18 protein-coding genes are annotated in these 14,607 nt (G+C 59.5%); 14 read left to right on the plus strand and 4 right to left on the minus strand.

Annotated features, from left to right (window positions below):
• The first annotated feature begins 57 nt into the window (after window positions 1-57).
• Genes LQR33_RS22525 through LQR33_RS22540 form a run of 4 tightly spaced genes read left to right on the plus strand, consistent with a single transcriptional unit; the run spans window position 58 to window position 4,644 of the window.
• Entirely contained in the window at window positions 58-723 is a 666-nt protein-coding gene (locus tag LQR33_RS22525) for a TnsA endonuclease N-terminal domain-containing protein (protein ID WP_231470499.1), read from the plus strand.
• A 1-nt stretch (window position 724) separates the two neighbouring features.
• The gene (locus LQR33_RS22530) at window positions 725-2,596 is read left to right on the plus strand and encodes a helix-turn-helix domain-containing protein (RefSeq protein WP_231470500.1); all 1,872 of its coding nucleotides are present in this window, start codon (window positions 725-727) and stop codon (window positions 2,594-2,596) included.
• A gap of 11 nt (window positions 2,597-2,607) precedes the next feature.
• Window positions 2,608-3,498, plus strand: coding sequence for a TniB family NTP-binding protein (locus tag LQR33_RS22535; protein WP_231470501.1), 891 nt, complete (start codon window positions 2,608-2,610; stop codon window positions 3,496-3,498).
• Between the two features lie 3 nt (window positions 3,499-3,501).
• The gene (locus tag LQR33_RS22540; protein ID WP_231470502.1) at window positions 3,502-4,644 is read left to right on the plus strand and encodes a TniQ family protein; all 1,143 of its coding nucleotides are present in this window, start codon (window positions 3,502-3,504) and stop codon (window positions 4,642-4,644) included.
• A gap of 72 nt (window positions 4,645-4,716) precedes the next feature.
• On the opposite strand, the gene LQR33_RS22545 is transcribed toward LQR33_RS22540, so the two are convergent.
• On the minus strand, window positions 4,717-5,022 hold the full coding sequence (locus LQR33_RS22545; RefSeq protein WP_231470504.1) for a DUF3892 domain-containing protein: 306 nt from the start codon (window positions 5,020-5,022) through the stop codon (window positions 4,717-4,719).
• A gap of 50 nt (window positions 5,023-5,072) precedes the next feature.
• Between LQR33_RS22545 and LQR33_RS22550 the strand changes: the two genes are divergently transcribed.
• Window positions 5,073-5,252, plus strand: a complete 180-nt coding sequence (locus tag LQR33_RS22550) for an antitoxin PaaA2 family protein (protein ID WP_210563528.1) — start codon at window positions 5,073-5,075, stop codon at window positions 5,250-5,252.
• A gap of 8 nt (window positions 5,253-5,260) precedes the next feature.
• On the opposite strand, the gene LQR33_RS22555 is transcribed toward LQR33_RS22550, so the two are convergent.
• Together LQR33_RS22555 and LQR33_RS22560 are read right to left on the minus strand one after the other, a co-directional pair.
• Entirely contained in the window at window positions 5,261-6,391 is a 1,131-nt protein-coding gene (locus LQR33_RS22555; RefSeq protein WP_231470506.1) for a helix-turn-helix domain-containing protein, read from the minus strand.
• Complete coding sequence (locus LQR33_RS22560; protein WP_231470508.1) at window positions 6,354-7,043, minus strand: hypothetical protein; 690 nt, start codon at window positions 7,041-7,043, stop codon at window positions 6,354-6,356. The genes LQR33_RS22555 and LQR33_RS22560 overlap by 38 nt, the downstream gene beginning before the upstream one ends.
• A 174-nt stretch (window positions 7,044-7,217) precedes the next feature.
• On the opposite strand from LQR33_RS22560, the gene LQR33_RS22565 reads away from it, so the two are divergent.
• From LQR33_RS22565 to LQR33_RS22605, 9 genes are all read left to right on the plus strand, one after another.
• Window positions 7,218-7,511 carry a helix-turn-helix transcriptional regulator gene (locus LQR33_RS22565; protein ID WP_231470511.1) on the plus strand — a complete coding sequence of 98 codons (294 nt, stop codon included), beginning with the start codon at window positions 7,218-7,220 and terminating at the stop codon, window positions 7,509-7,511.
• Window positions 7,508-8,458 (plus strand): DUF2971 domain-containing protein, encoded by a 951-nt coding sequence (locus tag LQR33_RS24350; protein ID WP_231470513.1) that lies wholly within the window; start codon window positions 7,508-7,510, stop codon window positions 8,456-8,458. Before LQR33_RS22565 ends, LQR33_RS24350 begins: the two co-directional genes overlap by 4 nt.
• Before the next feature lie 170 nt (window positions 8,459-8,628).
• Window positions 8,629-8,964, plus strand: coding sequence for an ArsR/SmtB family transcription factor (locus LQR33_RS22575; protein WP_231470515.1), 336 nt, complete (start codon window positions 8,629-8,631; stop codon window positions 8,962-8,964).
• A 24-nt stretch (window positions 8,965-8,988) separates the two neighbouring features.
• Window positions 8,989-9,468, plus strand: coding sequence for an ArsI/CadI family heavy metal resistance metalloenzyme (locus LQR33_RS22580; protein WP_231470517.1), 480 nt, complete (start codon window positions 8,989-8,991; stop codon window positions 9,466-9,468).
• 25 nt (window positions 9,469-9,493) lie between these two features.
• Window positions 9,494-9,988 carry an arsenate reductase ArsC gene (locus LQR33_RS22585; protein WP_231470519.1) on the plus strand — a complete coding sequence of 165 codons (495 nt, stop codon included), beginning with the start codon at window positions 9,494-9,496 and terminating at the stop codon, window positions 9,986-9,988.
• Between the two features lie 16 nt (window positions 9,989-10,004).
• A complete protein-coding gene (locus LQR33_RS22590; protein WP_231470521.1) occupies window positions 10,005-10,445 on the plus strand; it encodes a protein-tyrosine phosphatase family protein in 441 nt (146 codons plus the stop codon).
• 26 nt (window positions 10,446-10,471) lie between these two features.
• On the plus strand, window positions 10,472-10,975 hold the full coding sequence (locus tag LQR33_RS22595; RefSeq protein WP_231470523.1) for an arsenate reductase ArsC: 504 nt from the start codon (window positions 10,472-10,474) through the stop codon (window positions 10,973-10,975).
• A gap of 25 nt (window positions 10,976-11,000) precedes the next feature.
• On the plus strand, window positions 11,001-12,071 hold the full coding sequence (gene arsB / locus LQR33_RS22600; RefSeq protein ID WP_231470525.1) for an ACR3 family arsenite efflux transporter: 1,071 nt from the start codon (window positions 11,001-11,003) through the stop codon (window positions 12,069-12,071).
• A gap of 49 nt (window positions 12,072-12,120) precedes the next feature.
• Window positions 12,121-12,558 (plus strand): universal stress protein, encoded by a 438-nt coding sequence (locus LQR33_RS22605; protein WP_231470527.1) that lies wholly within the window; start codon window positions 12,121-12,123, stop codon window positions 12,556-12,558.
• A 32-nt stretch (window positions 12,559-12,590) separates the two neighbouring features.
• On the opposite strand, the gene LQR33_RS22610 is transcribed toward LQR33_RS22605, so the two are convergent.
• Window positions 12,591-14,528 carry a hypothetical protein gene (locus LQR33_RS22610; protein WP_231470529.1) on the minus strand — a complete coding sequence of 646 codons (1,938 nt, stop codon included), beginning with the start codon at window positions 14,526-14,528 and terminating at the stop codon, window positions 12,591-12,593.
• Between the last annotated feature and the right edge of the window lie 79 nt (window positions 14,529-14,607).

Genomic DNA, 14,607 nt, shown 5'->3' on the forward strand with positions numbered 1-14,607 from the left:
GCTGTAATTTCTATAAATAAATGCAAAAATTAGTGAAGTTTCCGACGGAGCATGCAAATGAACCATCTCCAGCGATACACCCCAGTCAGGGACATCGTCTACAACAGCCGCAGCGTGACCGGCATGGTCCCGCTGTTGGGTGAGTACGAGTCCACCTTGGAGCGCGATCTCATGGAGATCCTGCGCTTCGATCCCAGTGTCGAGCATTTCACCGCTCAACCGATCACCATCGGGTATTTCGACCAGTTCGGCAAGCTACGTACCTACACGCCGGATGGTCTGATCCAGTTCAAGTCGACAGCGTCGTTGACCCCGCAACCCGTATTGTACGAGGTCAAGTACCGCGCCGACTTCCGACAGGACTGGCGCAACCTACTCCGCAAGTTCCGGGCCGCAAAAACGTATGCCTTGGACCAAGGGTGGCGCTTCGAAGTTTTCACCGAGCGCGAAATTCGTACCCCCTACCTCGACAACGCCAAATTCCTCTGGCGCTATTTGGAGCAGAATCCGTCACCGGATGCACGCCGGCAGATTCTCCAAGTGCTCTGGGATCTCGATGAGACCGATCCGGAGATGTTGCTGTTTGCCCTCTGCCGCGACGCCCACAACCGCGCCCGGCTGATTCCCACCCTTTGGCACCTGGTGGCGATCGGCGCCATCGGCTGCGACTTGAATGTGCCGCTGACCATGCGCTCCCGCCTCTGGCCAGTGGAGGAGTGCTGATATGAAAACCATCCGCCCAGGCCAAGTGGTCTACTGGCGCGATCAAGCCGCCATCGTGCTGGAGCTGAAAGGCTTCTCTGATGCCATCCTGCGCACCATCGATGGCGCGCAAACCGAAATCGCCGCGGTCAGCGACCTCAGCCTGGCTCTGGTCTCGTCTTCCGATCCTACGGCCCCTCACTTGCTGGCCAAGGACAAGGACTGGGATCTGGCGGTACAGCGCTACGAGTGCATACGTCCCTTGCTGGACCTGCCCGGCCGCAGCACGCAGGACGTGCAGCGAGTGGCCGACGCCACCGGCAAGAGCCTAGTCACCATCTACCGCTGGCTCAACCGCTTCGAGGAAACCGGCCTGGTTTCCTCTCTGCTGCGCACGCCGCGCTCGGACAAGGGCGGCAGCCGCTTGTCTGACGAGGTGGAGCAGATCATCTCGCTGCAGATCCAGCATTACTACCTGAAGCAGGAGCGGCCCTCGGTCCTCAAGCTGTACAAGCTGATCAAGCTGGCCTGCCAGGAGGCGGATCTGGATCCGCCCAATCAGAACACGGTGTATGCGCGCGCCTACGCCATCGACCAGCGGGAGATGCTGAGCAAGCGCTACAGCCCCCGGCGAGCACGCGAGAAGTTCGAACCGCTGCGCGGCCAGTTTCCCGGTGCCGACTACCCCTACGCGGTGGTGCAAATCGACCACACCAAAGTCGATGTGGTGATCGTGGATGAAGCGCACCGTTTGCCAATCGGCCGCCCCTATTTGACCGTGGCCCTGGATGTGGCGACCAAAATGGTCGCCGGCTTCCTGATGACGCTGGATCCACCCGGCTCATTGTCGGCCGGCTTGTGTGTGGCCCACGCGGTGATGCGCAAAGAGCATTGGCTGGCGAAACGCGACATCGTCGCGGAGTGGCCGGTCTACGGCAAAATGAGCAAGATCCACGTCGACAATGCCAAAGAGTTCCACGGCAATATGCTCAACCGCGCCTGCGAGCAACACGGGATCATCCTAGAGCACCGCCCGAAGGGACAACCGAACTACGGCCCTCACATCGAGCGCGCCTTCCGCACCTTCATGGGGGAGTGCCAGAGCCTGCCCGGCACGACCTTCTCGAACGTGCAGGCCAAGATGAACTACGACTCGGAAGGCCGCGCCTGCATGACGCTGGCCGAGCTGGAACTGTGGTTCACGGTCTTCGTGGCCTACTGCTACCACCACCGCGCGCACAAGGGCATCAACGAGGTGCCGCCGATCAAGCTGTATCACCAGTTCGTCCACGGCACCGCCGAGCGTCCGGGCATCGGTCTACCGGCACCGATCGAGGATGAGGAGAACTTCCGCCTCGACTTCACCCCCTATGTCGAGCGCACCATCCAGCGCCACGGCGTGGTCATCGACAACATCCACTATTACGCGCCGATCCTGCGCCGCTGGGTCGAGTCCGAAGATCGAGCCACCGGCAAGGGGCGCAAGTTCCTGTTCGCGCGCGACCCGCGCGACATCAGCGTGGTGTATTTCCTGGATCCGGAAACCCGCTGCTACAGCCCGGTGCCCTATCTCAATAACACCCGGCCGGCCATCAGCCTGTGGGAACTGCGCGCGACGCTGCAGCGGCTGAAGCAGGATCCGGTCAGCCACGTCGACGAAGAGATGATCTTCCAGGGCATCCGCCGGATGCGCGAGATCGAGGCTGAGGCGGTCGAAAAAACCCGCCTGGCCAAGCAGCAGCGCGCGACGGAAAAGCGCAAGCGCCGCATGGCGGAGCGACGTAATGGCTGGGCCGGCGTGCATGCGGCGGCCATGCCGGCGCCGCAGCCCCCGGCGCTGCCGACGGCCAGTGACGACGATATCCAACCCTTCAGCGACATCCAGCTCGGTTAGGGAGACCCATCATGAGCGCATACCCTCACCTCCACCCCAGTACGGCCGAGCAGGCCGAACGGGATGCGGCCAGCCGCATCACCTGGCTGAAGCGGCCGCGCTGGATTGGCTACCCGCGGGCTCAGGACATCCTGGCCAAGCTGGAAGATTTGGTGCACCACCCGCGCGAGGCGCGCATGCCCAATATGCTGCTGATCGGCGGCAGCAATAACGGCAAGACCCGGCTGATCCAGCACTTCGCCCAGCGCCACCCCGCCGAAGAAAACCCCGGCGGCGAATACATGATTGCGCCGGTGATCTACGTCCAGGCGCCGCCCACACCCAGCGAAGCCGGCTTTTATTCGGGCATCCTCAATGCGCTATTCGAAAACGTCCCGACCTCGTCCACCGACGCCAAGCGCGCCCAGGTGATTCGCGTACTACGTGGCATTCAGCTGAAGGTGCTGATCATCGACGAGCTGCACAACGTGCTGGCCGGCTCATCGGTGAAACAGCAGCAGTTCCTCAACATGATCAAGTTTCTGGGCAACGAGCTGCAGATTTCGATTGTCGGCTGCGGCACCGGCGACCTGCTGCGCGCGGTCAGCGTCGATCCACAGATCCAGAACCGCTTCCTGCCGGAGCTGCTGCCGAAGTGGCAGATGGACAAGGCGTTCCGCCAGCTGCTGATGTCGTTCGAGCGCGTGCTGCCGCTGCAGCAGCCGTCCAATCTGCACGAGGCGATGCTGGCCGCCAAGATCCTCGCCATGTGCGAAGGCACTATCGGCGAGCTGTCGATGCTGCTCAACCAGGCGGCAATTTACGCCTTGCGCCAGGGCGAGGAGCAGCTCACCGCGGAGACGTTGAATGCCTGCGGCTACGTCTCGCCCAGCGACCGCACCCGTCAGGCCGCCCATGTGTAGACCATGCTGCCGATGCACCCCCAGCCGCGACCAGGGGAGATCCTCTCTTCCTGGATGGTGCGGCTGGCATTCGCCAACGGCTTCATGCTCCACACCTTCTACGACAAGCTGCTGGGCTACCACACGCCAATCTGGAGTCGCGACATCGATCGCGACCCGCCCCTCCCGCTACTAACGCTGCTGGCACGCCATACCGGCCACTTGGCGGCCGAGTTGCAGGCGTTGACGCTGCTCTCCTACCAAGGCCAGTTGTTCGAGCGCCCGGCCACCGGCCATTGGTCCTGGGTGCGGCCGGTCGGGGTCTATCATCGCGAGCGAAGGCGTCCCGGCATGCAGTTCTGCCCACTGTGTCTGGCCCACTCTCCAGAGAGCTATTACCGCCTCAAGTGGCGGCTGGCCCTATACGTCGTCTGCGAGCACCATCAATGCGTGATGGAAGAATGCTGTCCGGCTTGCCGCACGCCGATCGCCTTTCACCGCCATGGCATTGGGCGCCGTAAGGCGGTTGACGATCAGGCGCTGCAACTCTGCAGCCGCTGCGATTTCGACCTCGCCAGCATGAGCCCGGTTTTCTGCGCCTGGCCAGACCCGCCATCCTGGCAGCGGTTGCGCCACCTCATCGCCGCGATCGAGCACAGCACCTGGCACTGTGGCCCGCTGACCCCGCCTTGCAGCCTGCCGTTCTTCATCGGGGTGCGTGCCTTGATCGGCGTGTTGAGCGGCCGTAACGGGCGGCAACTACGCCAACACCTCGAGGATGCCCTGGGCGTGGCGATCCCCTGGCATGCCCCCGGCCAACACAATGAGTTCGAATATCAGCCCCCCGCCACACGCCTCATCTTGCTACTCGCCATAGCCTGGCTGCTGGAAGACTGGCCGTCGCGCTTCCTCTCCCTCTGCGCCCAAGCTCGCTTCACCCGTTCCCGGCTGGCTGAGCATGTGGACCAGCTGCCCTTCTGGCTGGCCAGCGTGGCGGACATACATCTGGATCGTCGCCGCTACCTGCCCAATGCTGCGGAAATCCGGAATGCTGGGCGCTACCTGCAGGCGCATAGATTGGAGGTGACGCCACGCGCGCTGGTCAACCTCCTGGGCCTCACGCCCGACTGCAAGCACCTGGTATGGAAGCGGTGGAAGGCACAATGAAGCGATACGCTGAAACACAAACGCCGATACCCTGTTGGGCATCGGCGCGCTCAAAGCTTCGTTGCAGCGAACTTACTTCTGCGGCAGGGCCAGCAGGTTGTCCGTCTTGCGGCCATCTGCGGTGGTCTGCACATATTTGATGCGTCCGTTGCCGTGAACATGGACCCAGGCGCTAGGAAGATTCGGATTACGATCCGGACACCACACCGAACCACTCCCGTTCTTCTCGATATAAGCAACCATCTCTTCCCGAGTCGAGCACCCATTTTTAAGCACCACTCCAGAGCGCTCAACCTGCTCCCACCAGAGGTGACTGATGTGCTCGTGACCTGCGCCACCTGCCATGCGACGTGCTGTGCATTTAATCGTCGTTGCCATGTAAAGCCCCTTTTGAAATACACTAAAAGCGAAAGTCAGGAGAAGACCCCATGTCACAGCCAGAGCCAATTCCCCCCACTCCCGAATCTACGATTTCGTATGACGAGTACGTTCGCCAAGCCGTCCAGGCGGCGCTGGACGATCCTCGCCCCGGCATTCCCCATGAGGAGGCCGAGCGCTACTTTGCCCTCAAGCGCGCCGCGCTGCTGCAGCGCTCGAAGTCCGACTAAACGGTCCGTTAGGCCAGGCGCAAGGGTTTGGCGGCCTGGCGTCCCTCCACCAGCTGCAGCCGGTGCTTCCAATTGGTCAATTCATAAAGTTGGGGCACATCCTCGGGATACAGCCCCAGGAGTTCGGAGATTTCCTCCTCGTTGTACTCCAGCTGCCCCTTGTAGTGTTCGAACACACTGGGCACCAGCGTCGTGCGCTCGCGAGGAATGCTCAGCTCGACCGGCTCAGCCGTCCGATAACCCAACATGGACATGGTGCGCCACAGATAGGTGGACTGTCCCTCGGTGATCTTCTGCAATCGCTTGGCGCGAACCAGCAAAGCGCCCATGGAAACCTTCCAGATCGGTTTGAGCATGCCGGCTCTGGCCAAATCGATATTGCGCAGATCGCGGCCAATATCCTTCTCCGGCATCAACAGCTCAGAAGCGAACTCATTGGCCTGATCTTCCATGTCCGGATTGGGATAGGCATGCATTACCAAGTGGCCCAGCTCGTGAGCCAGGGTGAAGCGCCAGCGATCGCCGGGCAGATCCTTGTTCAGAAAAATCAGCGGCGGCAAGCCGGCGATCCGATAGCTGATGCCGTCGATCTTGGCTTCGCTCATGTCGCAAGCGAATACCAGGCAGCCTGCGCGTTCACACAGCACCGTCAAATTTGGAATCGGACCATCCGGCAACTGCCAGGCCCGACGCACGTACTGCGCGGCTTGGACCGCGCCCTTGGGCAAATCGTCCAGGTCATACTGCGGCAGCGGGAAATCCGGCTGTATCTCCAAACCGGACAACATCAAGCGGAAATGGGCAATCCGGGCATTCACATCCGCGAGCAGCTTATCCAGCACTTTTTGCCCGACCGATGCGTGTTTGCGGAACATTGGGTGGGTGCTTAGCGGTGCCCCGTAAATGCGCTCAGAATGCGCAAAGAAGCTCCTACGGCACTTCAGTACATCGCACAACTTGTCCAGCAAGGGCTCATCAATCTCTTTGAGGCCCTGCTCCAACTTAGAAAGAAAGCCTTGGCTTACGCCAAGGCTGTCCGCAACTTGCGCCTGGGTGTAACCCAGCATCCGGCGACGAAGCAATATCATCTCATGGTTGAGGTCATGCTCCACCGCCTGCATCTTTGAAATCAGCGTCATCTTTGTTACCTGCACCCGGCTGTTTGATGATGTGGGCGGCCGAGTCTGTTCCATCCAGCGACGGTTGCGCTGGGGTGAACGGAGACACATTGGTCGCCGGCGGGGCATTTCGATTCAATTCAATGTCTACAACAATACGGCCTTTATGGCGTTGCACCAACAGCACCGACTCGATTTTCACACCGGCTTTATCCAGTACGTACAGCACTTCCATCCGATGTATGCCACCGAACATATCCACATCCTGATCATGAAACTGCATCGCAGTCAGAGTCGGATAGTTGGATGACTTGCGCCGGGCATTCCCCTTCTTGAAGCGGATGAAGAAGCGCTGATCGATCAGCAAACCGAACTGCGCTTTCAGCTTGACCCACTTGGCGCGCGGATGGCCTTCGAAGCGCTCTTCAGCAAAGCGCACCATCTCATTCCAGACGCCCATGCTTTCAACCGACCGCGTCACTGCCTTCGCCGCCATCGGGTTCGCCTTCCAAGAATCAAAGGCGTCATACGGGATGCCAGCCAGTGTTTCAAAGAACATAGACAGCTTTTCGACTGCATACTCAGATGAAATTATAGACATCAGTTTCCCTTTTTGTGAAGCGCCAAAGCATTGACTATCAAAGGTTTCCAGGCACACTACAACAAATAGCACAGTGAATTATTCCAGGAAATATTTTTCGTAACGAATCAACCATTTAGTACACGAACATGTACTTCACAAAACCATTGTCATATTGATCAAACTTGAATCTTGTGATTGTCATTTGTCATGAAAACGGGCAGCATCGGCGCCATCACGCTCAGAAAATATGAAAAATGAGAATCCATGGAACTCCATGACTTCCTCCGCCTCGCCCAGCGCATGCTGTCGAGAAGACAACCGAACAAGCTCACCCAGCGCCACATGGCAACGCTGATCAATATCAGTCCCCGGACCTATGTCGAGTATGTGCGCGGCATCCATCGTCCCAAAGGGATGAAGGCCTTGTTGGACCTTCTCTGTTTGATGGATCAGGAAGATCGAGAATCATTGCTCCAAGCCTGGCGAACAGGTCGTCAGCGAAAGGCTGCGGCCTCCTCAGAACCCATCACCTTCTCTCAGCAGGAGTCGGACAGGTGACGAAATCCATCCCCCCAGTCTTGTACAAGTACCGCGATTTCAGCGCCCGGACAGTGTCAATGCTATGCAACGATGAGCTCTTCTATGCCGATCCGAGTACCTTCAACGACCCGCTAGACGCCAAACCTTGCGTCGAAGCGGACTGCGACATTCCGACACTGGAGAAGACGGTCCGTGAATTAGTCCGCCGACGCGTTGAGGCCGGGATGCAAGCCGGCGCCCAAACGCTCAAGTACCAGGGTCCCAAAACACTCGCCCATATCGACAAACACAGCACAACAGCCGCTCTGCGCCGGCTCAAAGACCTTGCTTACCACGCGACGGACCCCGAATACACTGATGCAGGACCCAATGCTCACTCCCGACTGCTAGCATGCGCAATCGAACAGGAGCTGCTTCTCCAGTACGACAAAGGCATCCTCTCCCTAGCCAAGCGCTATGCTTGCCCACTGATGTGGAGCCACTATGGAGATCAGCATCGGGGCCTCTGCATTGGATACCGCGTGCCACAGGCAGCCCAATCTCAGCTACACCAGGTAAAGTACGGCGGCAGCCGCTACGTCCAAGCCAGCGCCGTTGCCGCCATGCTGGACGGTGACATCAGCGCCAGAGCTATCGTTGACTCCATAGTCCTGCTGAGAAAGGCTCAGGACTGGCGATACGAAAAAGAGTGGAGGATGCTGGGCCACCAAGGGAAACACGACTCCCCACTTGAGTTGGTGGAAGTCATATTTGGCATGCGGTGCGAAAACACCATAAAGCATACCGTCGCGCGCGCACTGGATCGCCAAGACAGGCCAATCAAGCTATATGAAATTCACGAAGTGCCCGGCACGTTTCAACTAAAACGGCGGCGACTAAACATTGACGAACTCCGGGCCAGCTATCCCAGGCGGGCCTTGTCCGTTACCGAGGCATTCGAACCTCTCACGCCATCTGACGAGTAACACCGCGGGAGGGGCCGAGTCAGGCGGCCCCATCGGCCTGCTAAAAATTATGGAAATTATGGGAATCCAATAATTATGGCTTTCCCATAATTTCCCATAACCGGGCGCGCACATCGCGCGATGCCCCTGCACAGCTTGACTCTCATCATTATTTCGATAAATATAGAAACATGGAAACGAAAAACGCTGTCACCCTCTTGGCCGCTCTGGCGCAGGACACGCGCCTGGCGATCTACCGACTACTGGTCCAGCAAGGCCCCGAAGGCCTGGCGGTCGGCCAGATCGGGGAGCGGCTCGCCGTGGCCAACGCCACGCTGTCCTTCCACCTGAAGGAGCTGTCTCACGCCGGACTGGTTCAGGCCCGCCAGGAAGGGCGCTTCATCTACTACTCAGCCAACTATGAGCAGATGAATGCCTTGCTGGGCTTTTTGACCGAGAACTGCTGCCGCGGCGAGGCTTGCACGCCGGCGAGCAGCCTCTCGCCCTGCGATGGCACTTGTTCGTAACGAATCACAATCGGGAGTTCGACCATGAAACGCTTTCACGTCCATATCGCAGTCGCCAACCTGGAAGACAGCATCCGCTTCTACTCGGCGCTGTTCAACGCGCAGCCTAGCGTTCAGAAGACTGATTACGCCAAGTGGATGCTGGAAGATCCGCGAATCAACTTCGCGATCTCCAGCCGCAGCGCCGCCACCGGCGTCGACCACCTGGGCTTTCAGGTGGACAGCGAAGAGGAACTGGCGCAGCTGCAGCACCAGTTGCAGAGCGCCGACATCAGCATGCTGACGCAGACGGGTACCGCCTGCTGCTACGCCGAATCGAACAAGCACTGGGTCACGGACCCCACCGGCATCGCTTGGGAGAGCTACCAGACGCTGGCATCGATCCCGACGTTCAACGGTGGCGAGCCCGCAGCAGGCGAACCGGCCAGCGCCTGCTGTGCGCCGAAGATCGCCGTCAAGATCACGCCCAAGAACACCTGCGCGCCGGACAGCGGTTGCTGCTGAGCGCCACTGAGAAAGAGAACCCGCCATGAACCAAACCGTGGTCAATGTACTGTTCCTGTGCACCGGCAACTCCTGTCGCTCCATCCTGGCTGAAGCGGTCTTCAACCACTTGGCGCCGGCAGGCTGGCATGCAATGAGCGCCGGCAGCCAGCCGACCGGACAAGTCCACCCGCGCTCACTGGCGCTGCTGGCGCGAGAAGGGATCGCCACCGATGGTTACCACAGCAAGTCCTGGGATCATCTGCCGGCGACGCCGGACATCGTGATCACAGTGTGCGCCAGCGCCGCCGGCGAGACCTGCCCCGCCTATCTGGGACCGGTGCTGCGCAGCCACTGGGGCGTAGAGGATCCCGCCCATGCAACGGGCAGTGATCAGGAGATCGATGCGGCCTTCCTGACGGCCTATCGCATCCTGCGGGCGCGGATTGAGGCCTTCCTGGCCTTGCCGCTGGACACGCTACGTCAAGATCCTCCCCGCCTGAAGGCGGAGCTGGATCGCATCGGCACATTACCACGCTGATCCGGAGGGCTTGGACATGTTGCAAATCAAGGCATACCAGCAGCTGCTGGAGGGACACATCTATTTTGGCAGCGCCGACGATGTGGAGGACATGGTCTGCCTGGATGAAGTCGAGGTCATTGTCGATTTGCGGGCCGAGGCCACGCAATGCGCTTCGTCCCGGCCTGGCATTGCCTGGCAACGCATTCCCTTGGGTGATGATGCGGTTGCACAGACGCTTTTACTCAAGGCGGCTATCGATGCCGTAGTGACGGCATGCCGGGCCGGCAAACGCGTGGGCTTTCATTGCGGCGGCGGCAAGGGCCGTACCGGGGCCGTCGCCGTCGGCGTGCTGTTGGAGCTGGGCATCTGCGATACCCTTTCCCACGCCGAACAACATGCCCGCCAGCTTCGCCCCGTCATCCAGCTCAAGCCGCCGATGCGGCAGTCCTTGCAAACCCTGTACCCGCACGCCTGACGACGAGGCGATTTCAGGAGTCCGACATGAGCGACAAGATCTACAACGTACTGTTCATCTGCACCGGCAACTCAGCACGCAGCATCATGGCCGAAGCCATCCTGAATCAGCTCGGACAGGGACGATTCCGGGCTTACAGCGCCGGCAGCCATCCGCGCGGCAGCATCCATCCCCTGACGCTGACATTCTTGCAGCAGCACAAGCACGACGTCAGTGAGCTGCACAGCAAGAGCTGGCAGGTCTTCGCCGGTCCGGAAGCCCCGCAGATGGATTTCATCCTGACGGTGTGCGACAACGCCGCCGGCGAAGCTTGCCCGGCATGGCCAGGCCAGCCGATCACCGGGCATTGGGGGTTTGCGGATCCCGCCCGGGTCGAAGGCAGCGATGAGGTTCAGTACCAGGCCTTCCGCCGCGCCTACATGGAAATCTCCAACCGCATTCGCATCTTCCTCAGCCTGCCGCTCGACAAGATCGACCGGATGTCCCTCCAGCACCAAGTGCGCGAGCTAAACCCACGTCCGGCCGAATAAGCGGCCCAGCCAAACGGAGACAGACATGTCCGTACAATGTGAAGTCAGCAATAAACGTGGCGCCGGCGCTGCCATGAGTCTGTTCGAGCGCTACCTGACCGCCTGGGTCGCCCTCTGCATCGTGGTCGGCATCGGACTGGGCCAGGCCTTCCCCGGCGTGTTCCACGCGATCGGCGGGCTAGAGATCGCCCAGGTCAACCTGCCGGTCGGTCTGCTGATCTGGGTGATGATCATCCCGATGCTGCTGAAAATCGATTTCGGCGCACTGCACCAGGTCAAGGCGCACATCAAGGGCATCGGCGTCACCTTGTTCATCAACTGGATGGTGAAGCCGTTCTCGATGGCATTTCTGGCCTGGCTGTTCATTCGCGTCTGGTTTGCGCCGCTGCTGCCGGCGGCACAGCTGGACAGCTATATCGCCGGCTTGATCTTGCTGGCGGCCGCTCCCTGCACCGCCATGGTGTTCGTCTGGAGCCGGCTGACCGGCGGCGACCCGTATTTCACGCTGTCCCAAGTCGCGCTGAACGACCTGATCATGGTGTTTGCCTTCGCGCCGCTGGTCGGCCTGCTGTTGGGTGTCTCCAGCATCACCGTGCCGTGGGCCACGCTGCTGACCTCGGTGGGGCTGTATATCGTGGTGCCGGTGCTAATCGCGCAGGCCATCCGCAAAACGCTGCTGAACAAAGGCCAAGCGGTATTCGATGCCACCATTCACCGGATCCAGCCGTGGTCGATCGCGGCGCTGCTGCTGACCTTGGTCTTGCTGTTCGCCTTCCAGGGCAATGCCATCCTGCAGCAGCCACTGGTGATCGCGCTGCTGGCCGTGCCCATCCTGATCCAGGTGTTCTTCAATTCGGCATTGGCCTATTGGCTCAACCGCCAGGTCGGCGAAAAGCACGCCATTGCCGGCCCGTCGGCGCTGATCGGCGCCTCCAACTTCTTCGAACTGGCGGTGGCGGCCGCGATCAGCCTATTCGGCTTCCAGTCCGGCGCCGCGCTGGCCACGGTGGTGGGCGTGCTGATCGAGGTGCCGGTGATGCTGTTGGTGGTACGCATCGTCAACTCGACCAAGCCCTGGTACGAGCGCGCGGCCTAGACCGCGTGACTGCGACCGTCGAACTATAGCCCCCAGCAAGGAGCCGATCATGATTAGGAAGATATTGGTGGATTTCGACACAAGCCGCCTGGCAGTCCAATCGGTCAGTCGAATACTCACCATGGCACAGCGCCTGGAGGCATCGGTAACGTTATTACTGATTCGCCCGCAGCTGGACGAGTTAATGACGGATAACCATCAGGCTTTCGTTCAAGCGGTGCTACAACAAACCGAGGGGGAGCGCCAAGTGGTGGAGCGGGAGGCCCAGCTGCATGGCGTCGCGCTGTACGTCGAAGTGGTGGGCTCGGGCCATATTACCGATACCTTGCTGGCCTTCAGTCAGCAACATCGTTTTGACTTGCTGGTGGTCGGCAAGCTTCATGTGCATCACCGCCTCCAAGACGCCGTATTTGGCGAGGTGTGGAAGCAAGTGATGGCCCAGGCCAAACTGCCTGTTCTGCTGCTTCCAGGGCAGGACGTCGAGTAGGACTCAAGCCTGCCCCTTGGCCTGCCGGGCGGTCAGGCAACGACCTCGCTCATCAGCCGCCCCGGACCATCCGAGAAGCCCGGCAACAGGTCGTCGATCCGGTTCAACAGCGATGCACTCCATACTTTCGGGTGTGAGGCAGTCAGGATGTCTTCGCTGGGTAACGCCGCACCATCGACGGAATCCAGCTTGCGTGGGCGCTTGGATTTCGAATTGGGATGCTGGACGCGATCGGCTTTGATCTTGCTGAATAAGGCTTGTGCCCGCCGGTATTCGTCGTCCTTCTTCCATTTGTTTTCGATATCCGGCCAGCGGCGCCGCAAGACGGTCAGCTGCAGCAACTCATCCAGCACCTCATCATCCATCCACTGGAACTCAGGAGTATGGACCAACAATGTGCACTGCCCTTTGGGCTCGGTTGGCCCTAACTCCATTTCCATCAGGTAAAAGAAAGGGCCATCCTGCCCCAACTTGATCTCCGCGCAGATCAATTGCCGCCGGCGCCGTCCAGCATTCGCCTCATCTATCCAATGCCAGCGCGTCCGAGACCCAATCGGATCGGGAAAGAAGGTAATCCAATGCTGACCAGCGCGAATGCCCTCATCCCCTCTACGGGTTTCAATCACCCAGCCACGTGCACGGGTTCGGCGTTGCAGGTAGTCCAGCACATCTAGGAACTGTTCGAGATTGCGTCCCACGTCCTCCGTATGATTCAGGAAGTCACTGACACCCAAATTGCCCTTGGCTTCTTCAGTGTGCTGACCTTCGTTCATGGTCAGCGTGCTGACCGGCACATCAATGCTTCCGCCAGGCTCGTTAGCTCTCAACGGAGCCTCCGGTCTGCGGTGATGGAAGGTGAGTTGCTTGAAACCCGCAAACGGACTGCCATGCTGCAACACAGCCAGCCTGGGAAGACGACCGTCGGCGGGCACATCGTCCACCAACAGATCCTCTTCCTCATCCTGCAACAGCGGGTTGAAATGGGGAGGCCTGACACCGGTTGGCGCACCTCCGGCCATGGCTTCGATCGCCCACGGTTCATCGCTTTCCAGAACCACGTTGCTCAATTCCAATGGATGCCTGCATTGCACAATCTCCATCGCAAACATCGCCCATTCCTGCTGACCACCGCGCTTGTACAGGCACATGCGCTTCCCTTCCACCATCAGAGTGGTTTCATCTCGGAAGGGGAACCTCGCATGAACGGCTAAGGGCTTTTGCAGTTCCAGAGGGCGAAGCTGATTATTGGCATTTACCGTAGCGAGATGCTGGTGAGTGCCAAACAAGGCTTCCCGGGCCGAACTCGACGCCACCGCGCGGCCTAAAACAAACGATTCCGTTCGGCTAAGACGGGTCTTGACCTGCAACACCGGCCAAGTCTCCTCCATCCTGACTCGATTCCAGTCGACATATTTGTCCAACCGGCCGGACAAGGCGCCAGTGAGGAAGCGCGAGGAAACACCGACATAAAAACGAAGGAGCTCAACCGCCGGTACAACCAGCCACTGAACCATTGGGTTGCCGATTACGGGAACGATTGCATACCGGGACGCGGCCAATATCTCGCGGTTATTGGCTAAATAGAAATATTCGTCCGGTAAGACGGAGGGAATCGAAACGCCATTCAACGTTACCGCTTCGTCCAAGGCCACATACTGGGCCTTGCTGACATCGATATGGAAAACTTCAGGCGATTTACTTTGCGGACGGTAGATACATCTGCCTTCATGCCATACCGTACCGACTTTGAATGCTCGGAGTAGAGCGACATGGATCGAGAAGGGCAGTTGGACTCCAGGGAGAACCGCACCCCTTTTATAGGGATCATTCACACGTCCTGGCGCGATACCGGAAAAATGCACCGTCGCTCTGGTTCCCAGCTTTGCACTGGGCTTGATCGGTCCAATTCCGTCTACACGCCAAATTCCAGGGTGCTTTTTTGCCAAGCGCTTGAGAGGAAAGATGGCCATGATCTGCAATCCGCATTAACAGATAACGACCAATATTCTCATTGAATATTACTTATTTGCAAATATTTGTAGAACTTAC

It is taken from the genome of Chromobacterium piscinae (assembly GCF_021129175.1).
In the GTDB taxonomy this organism is placed as follows: Bacteria; Pseudomonadota; Gammaproteobacteria; order Burkholderiales; family Chromobacteriaceae; genus Chromobacterium; species Chromobacterium piscinae.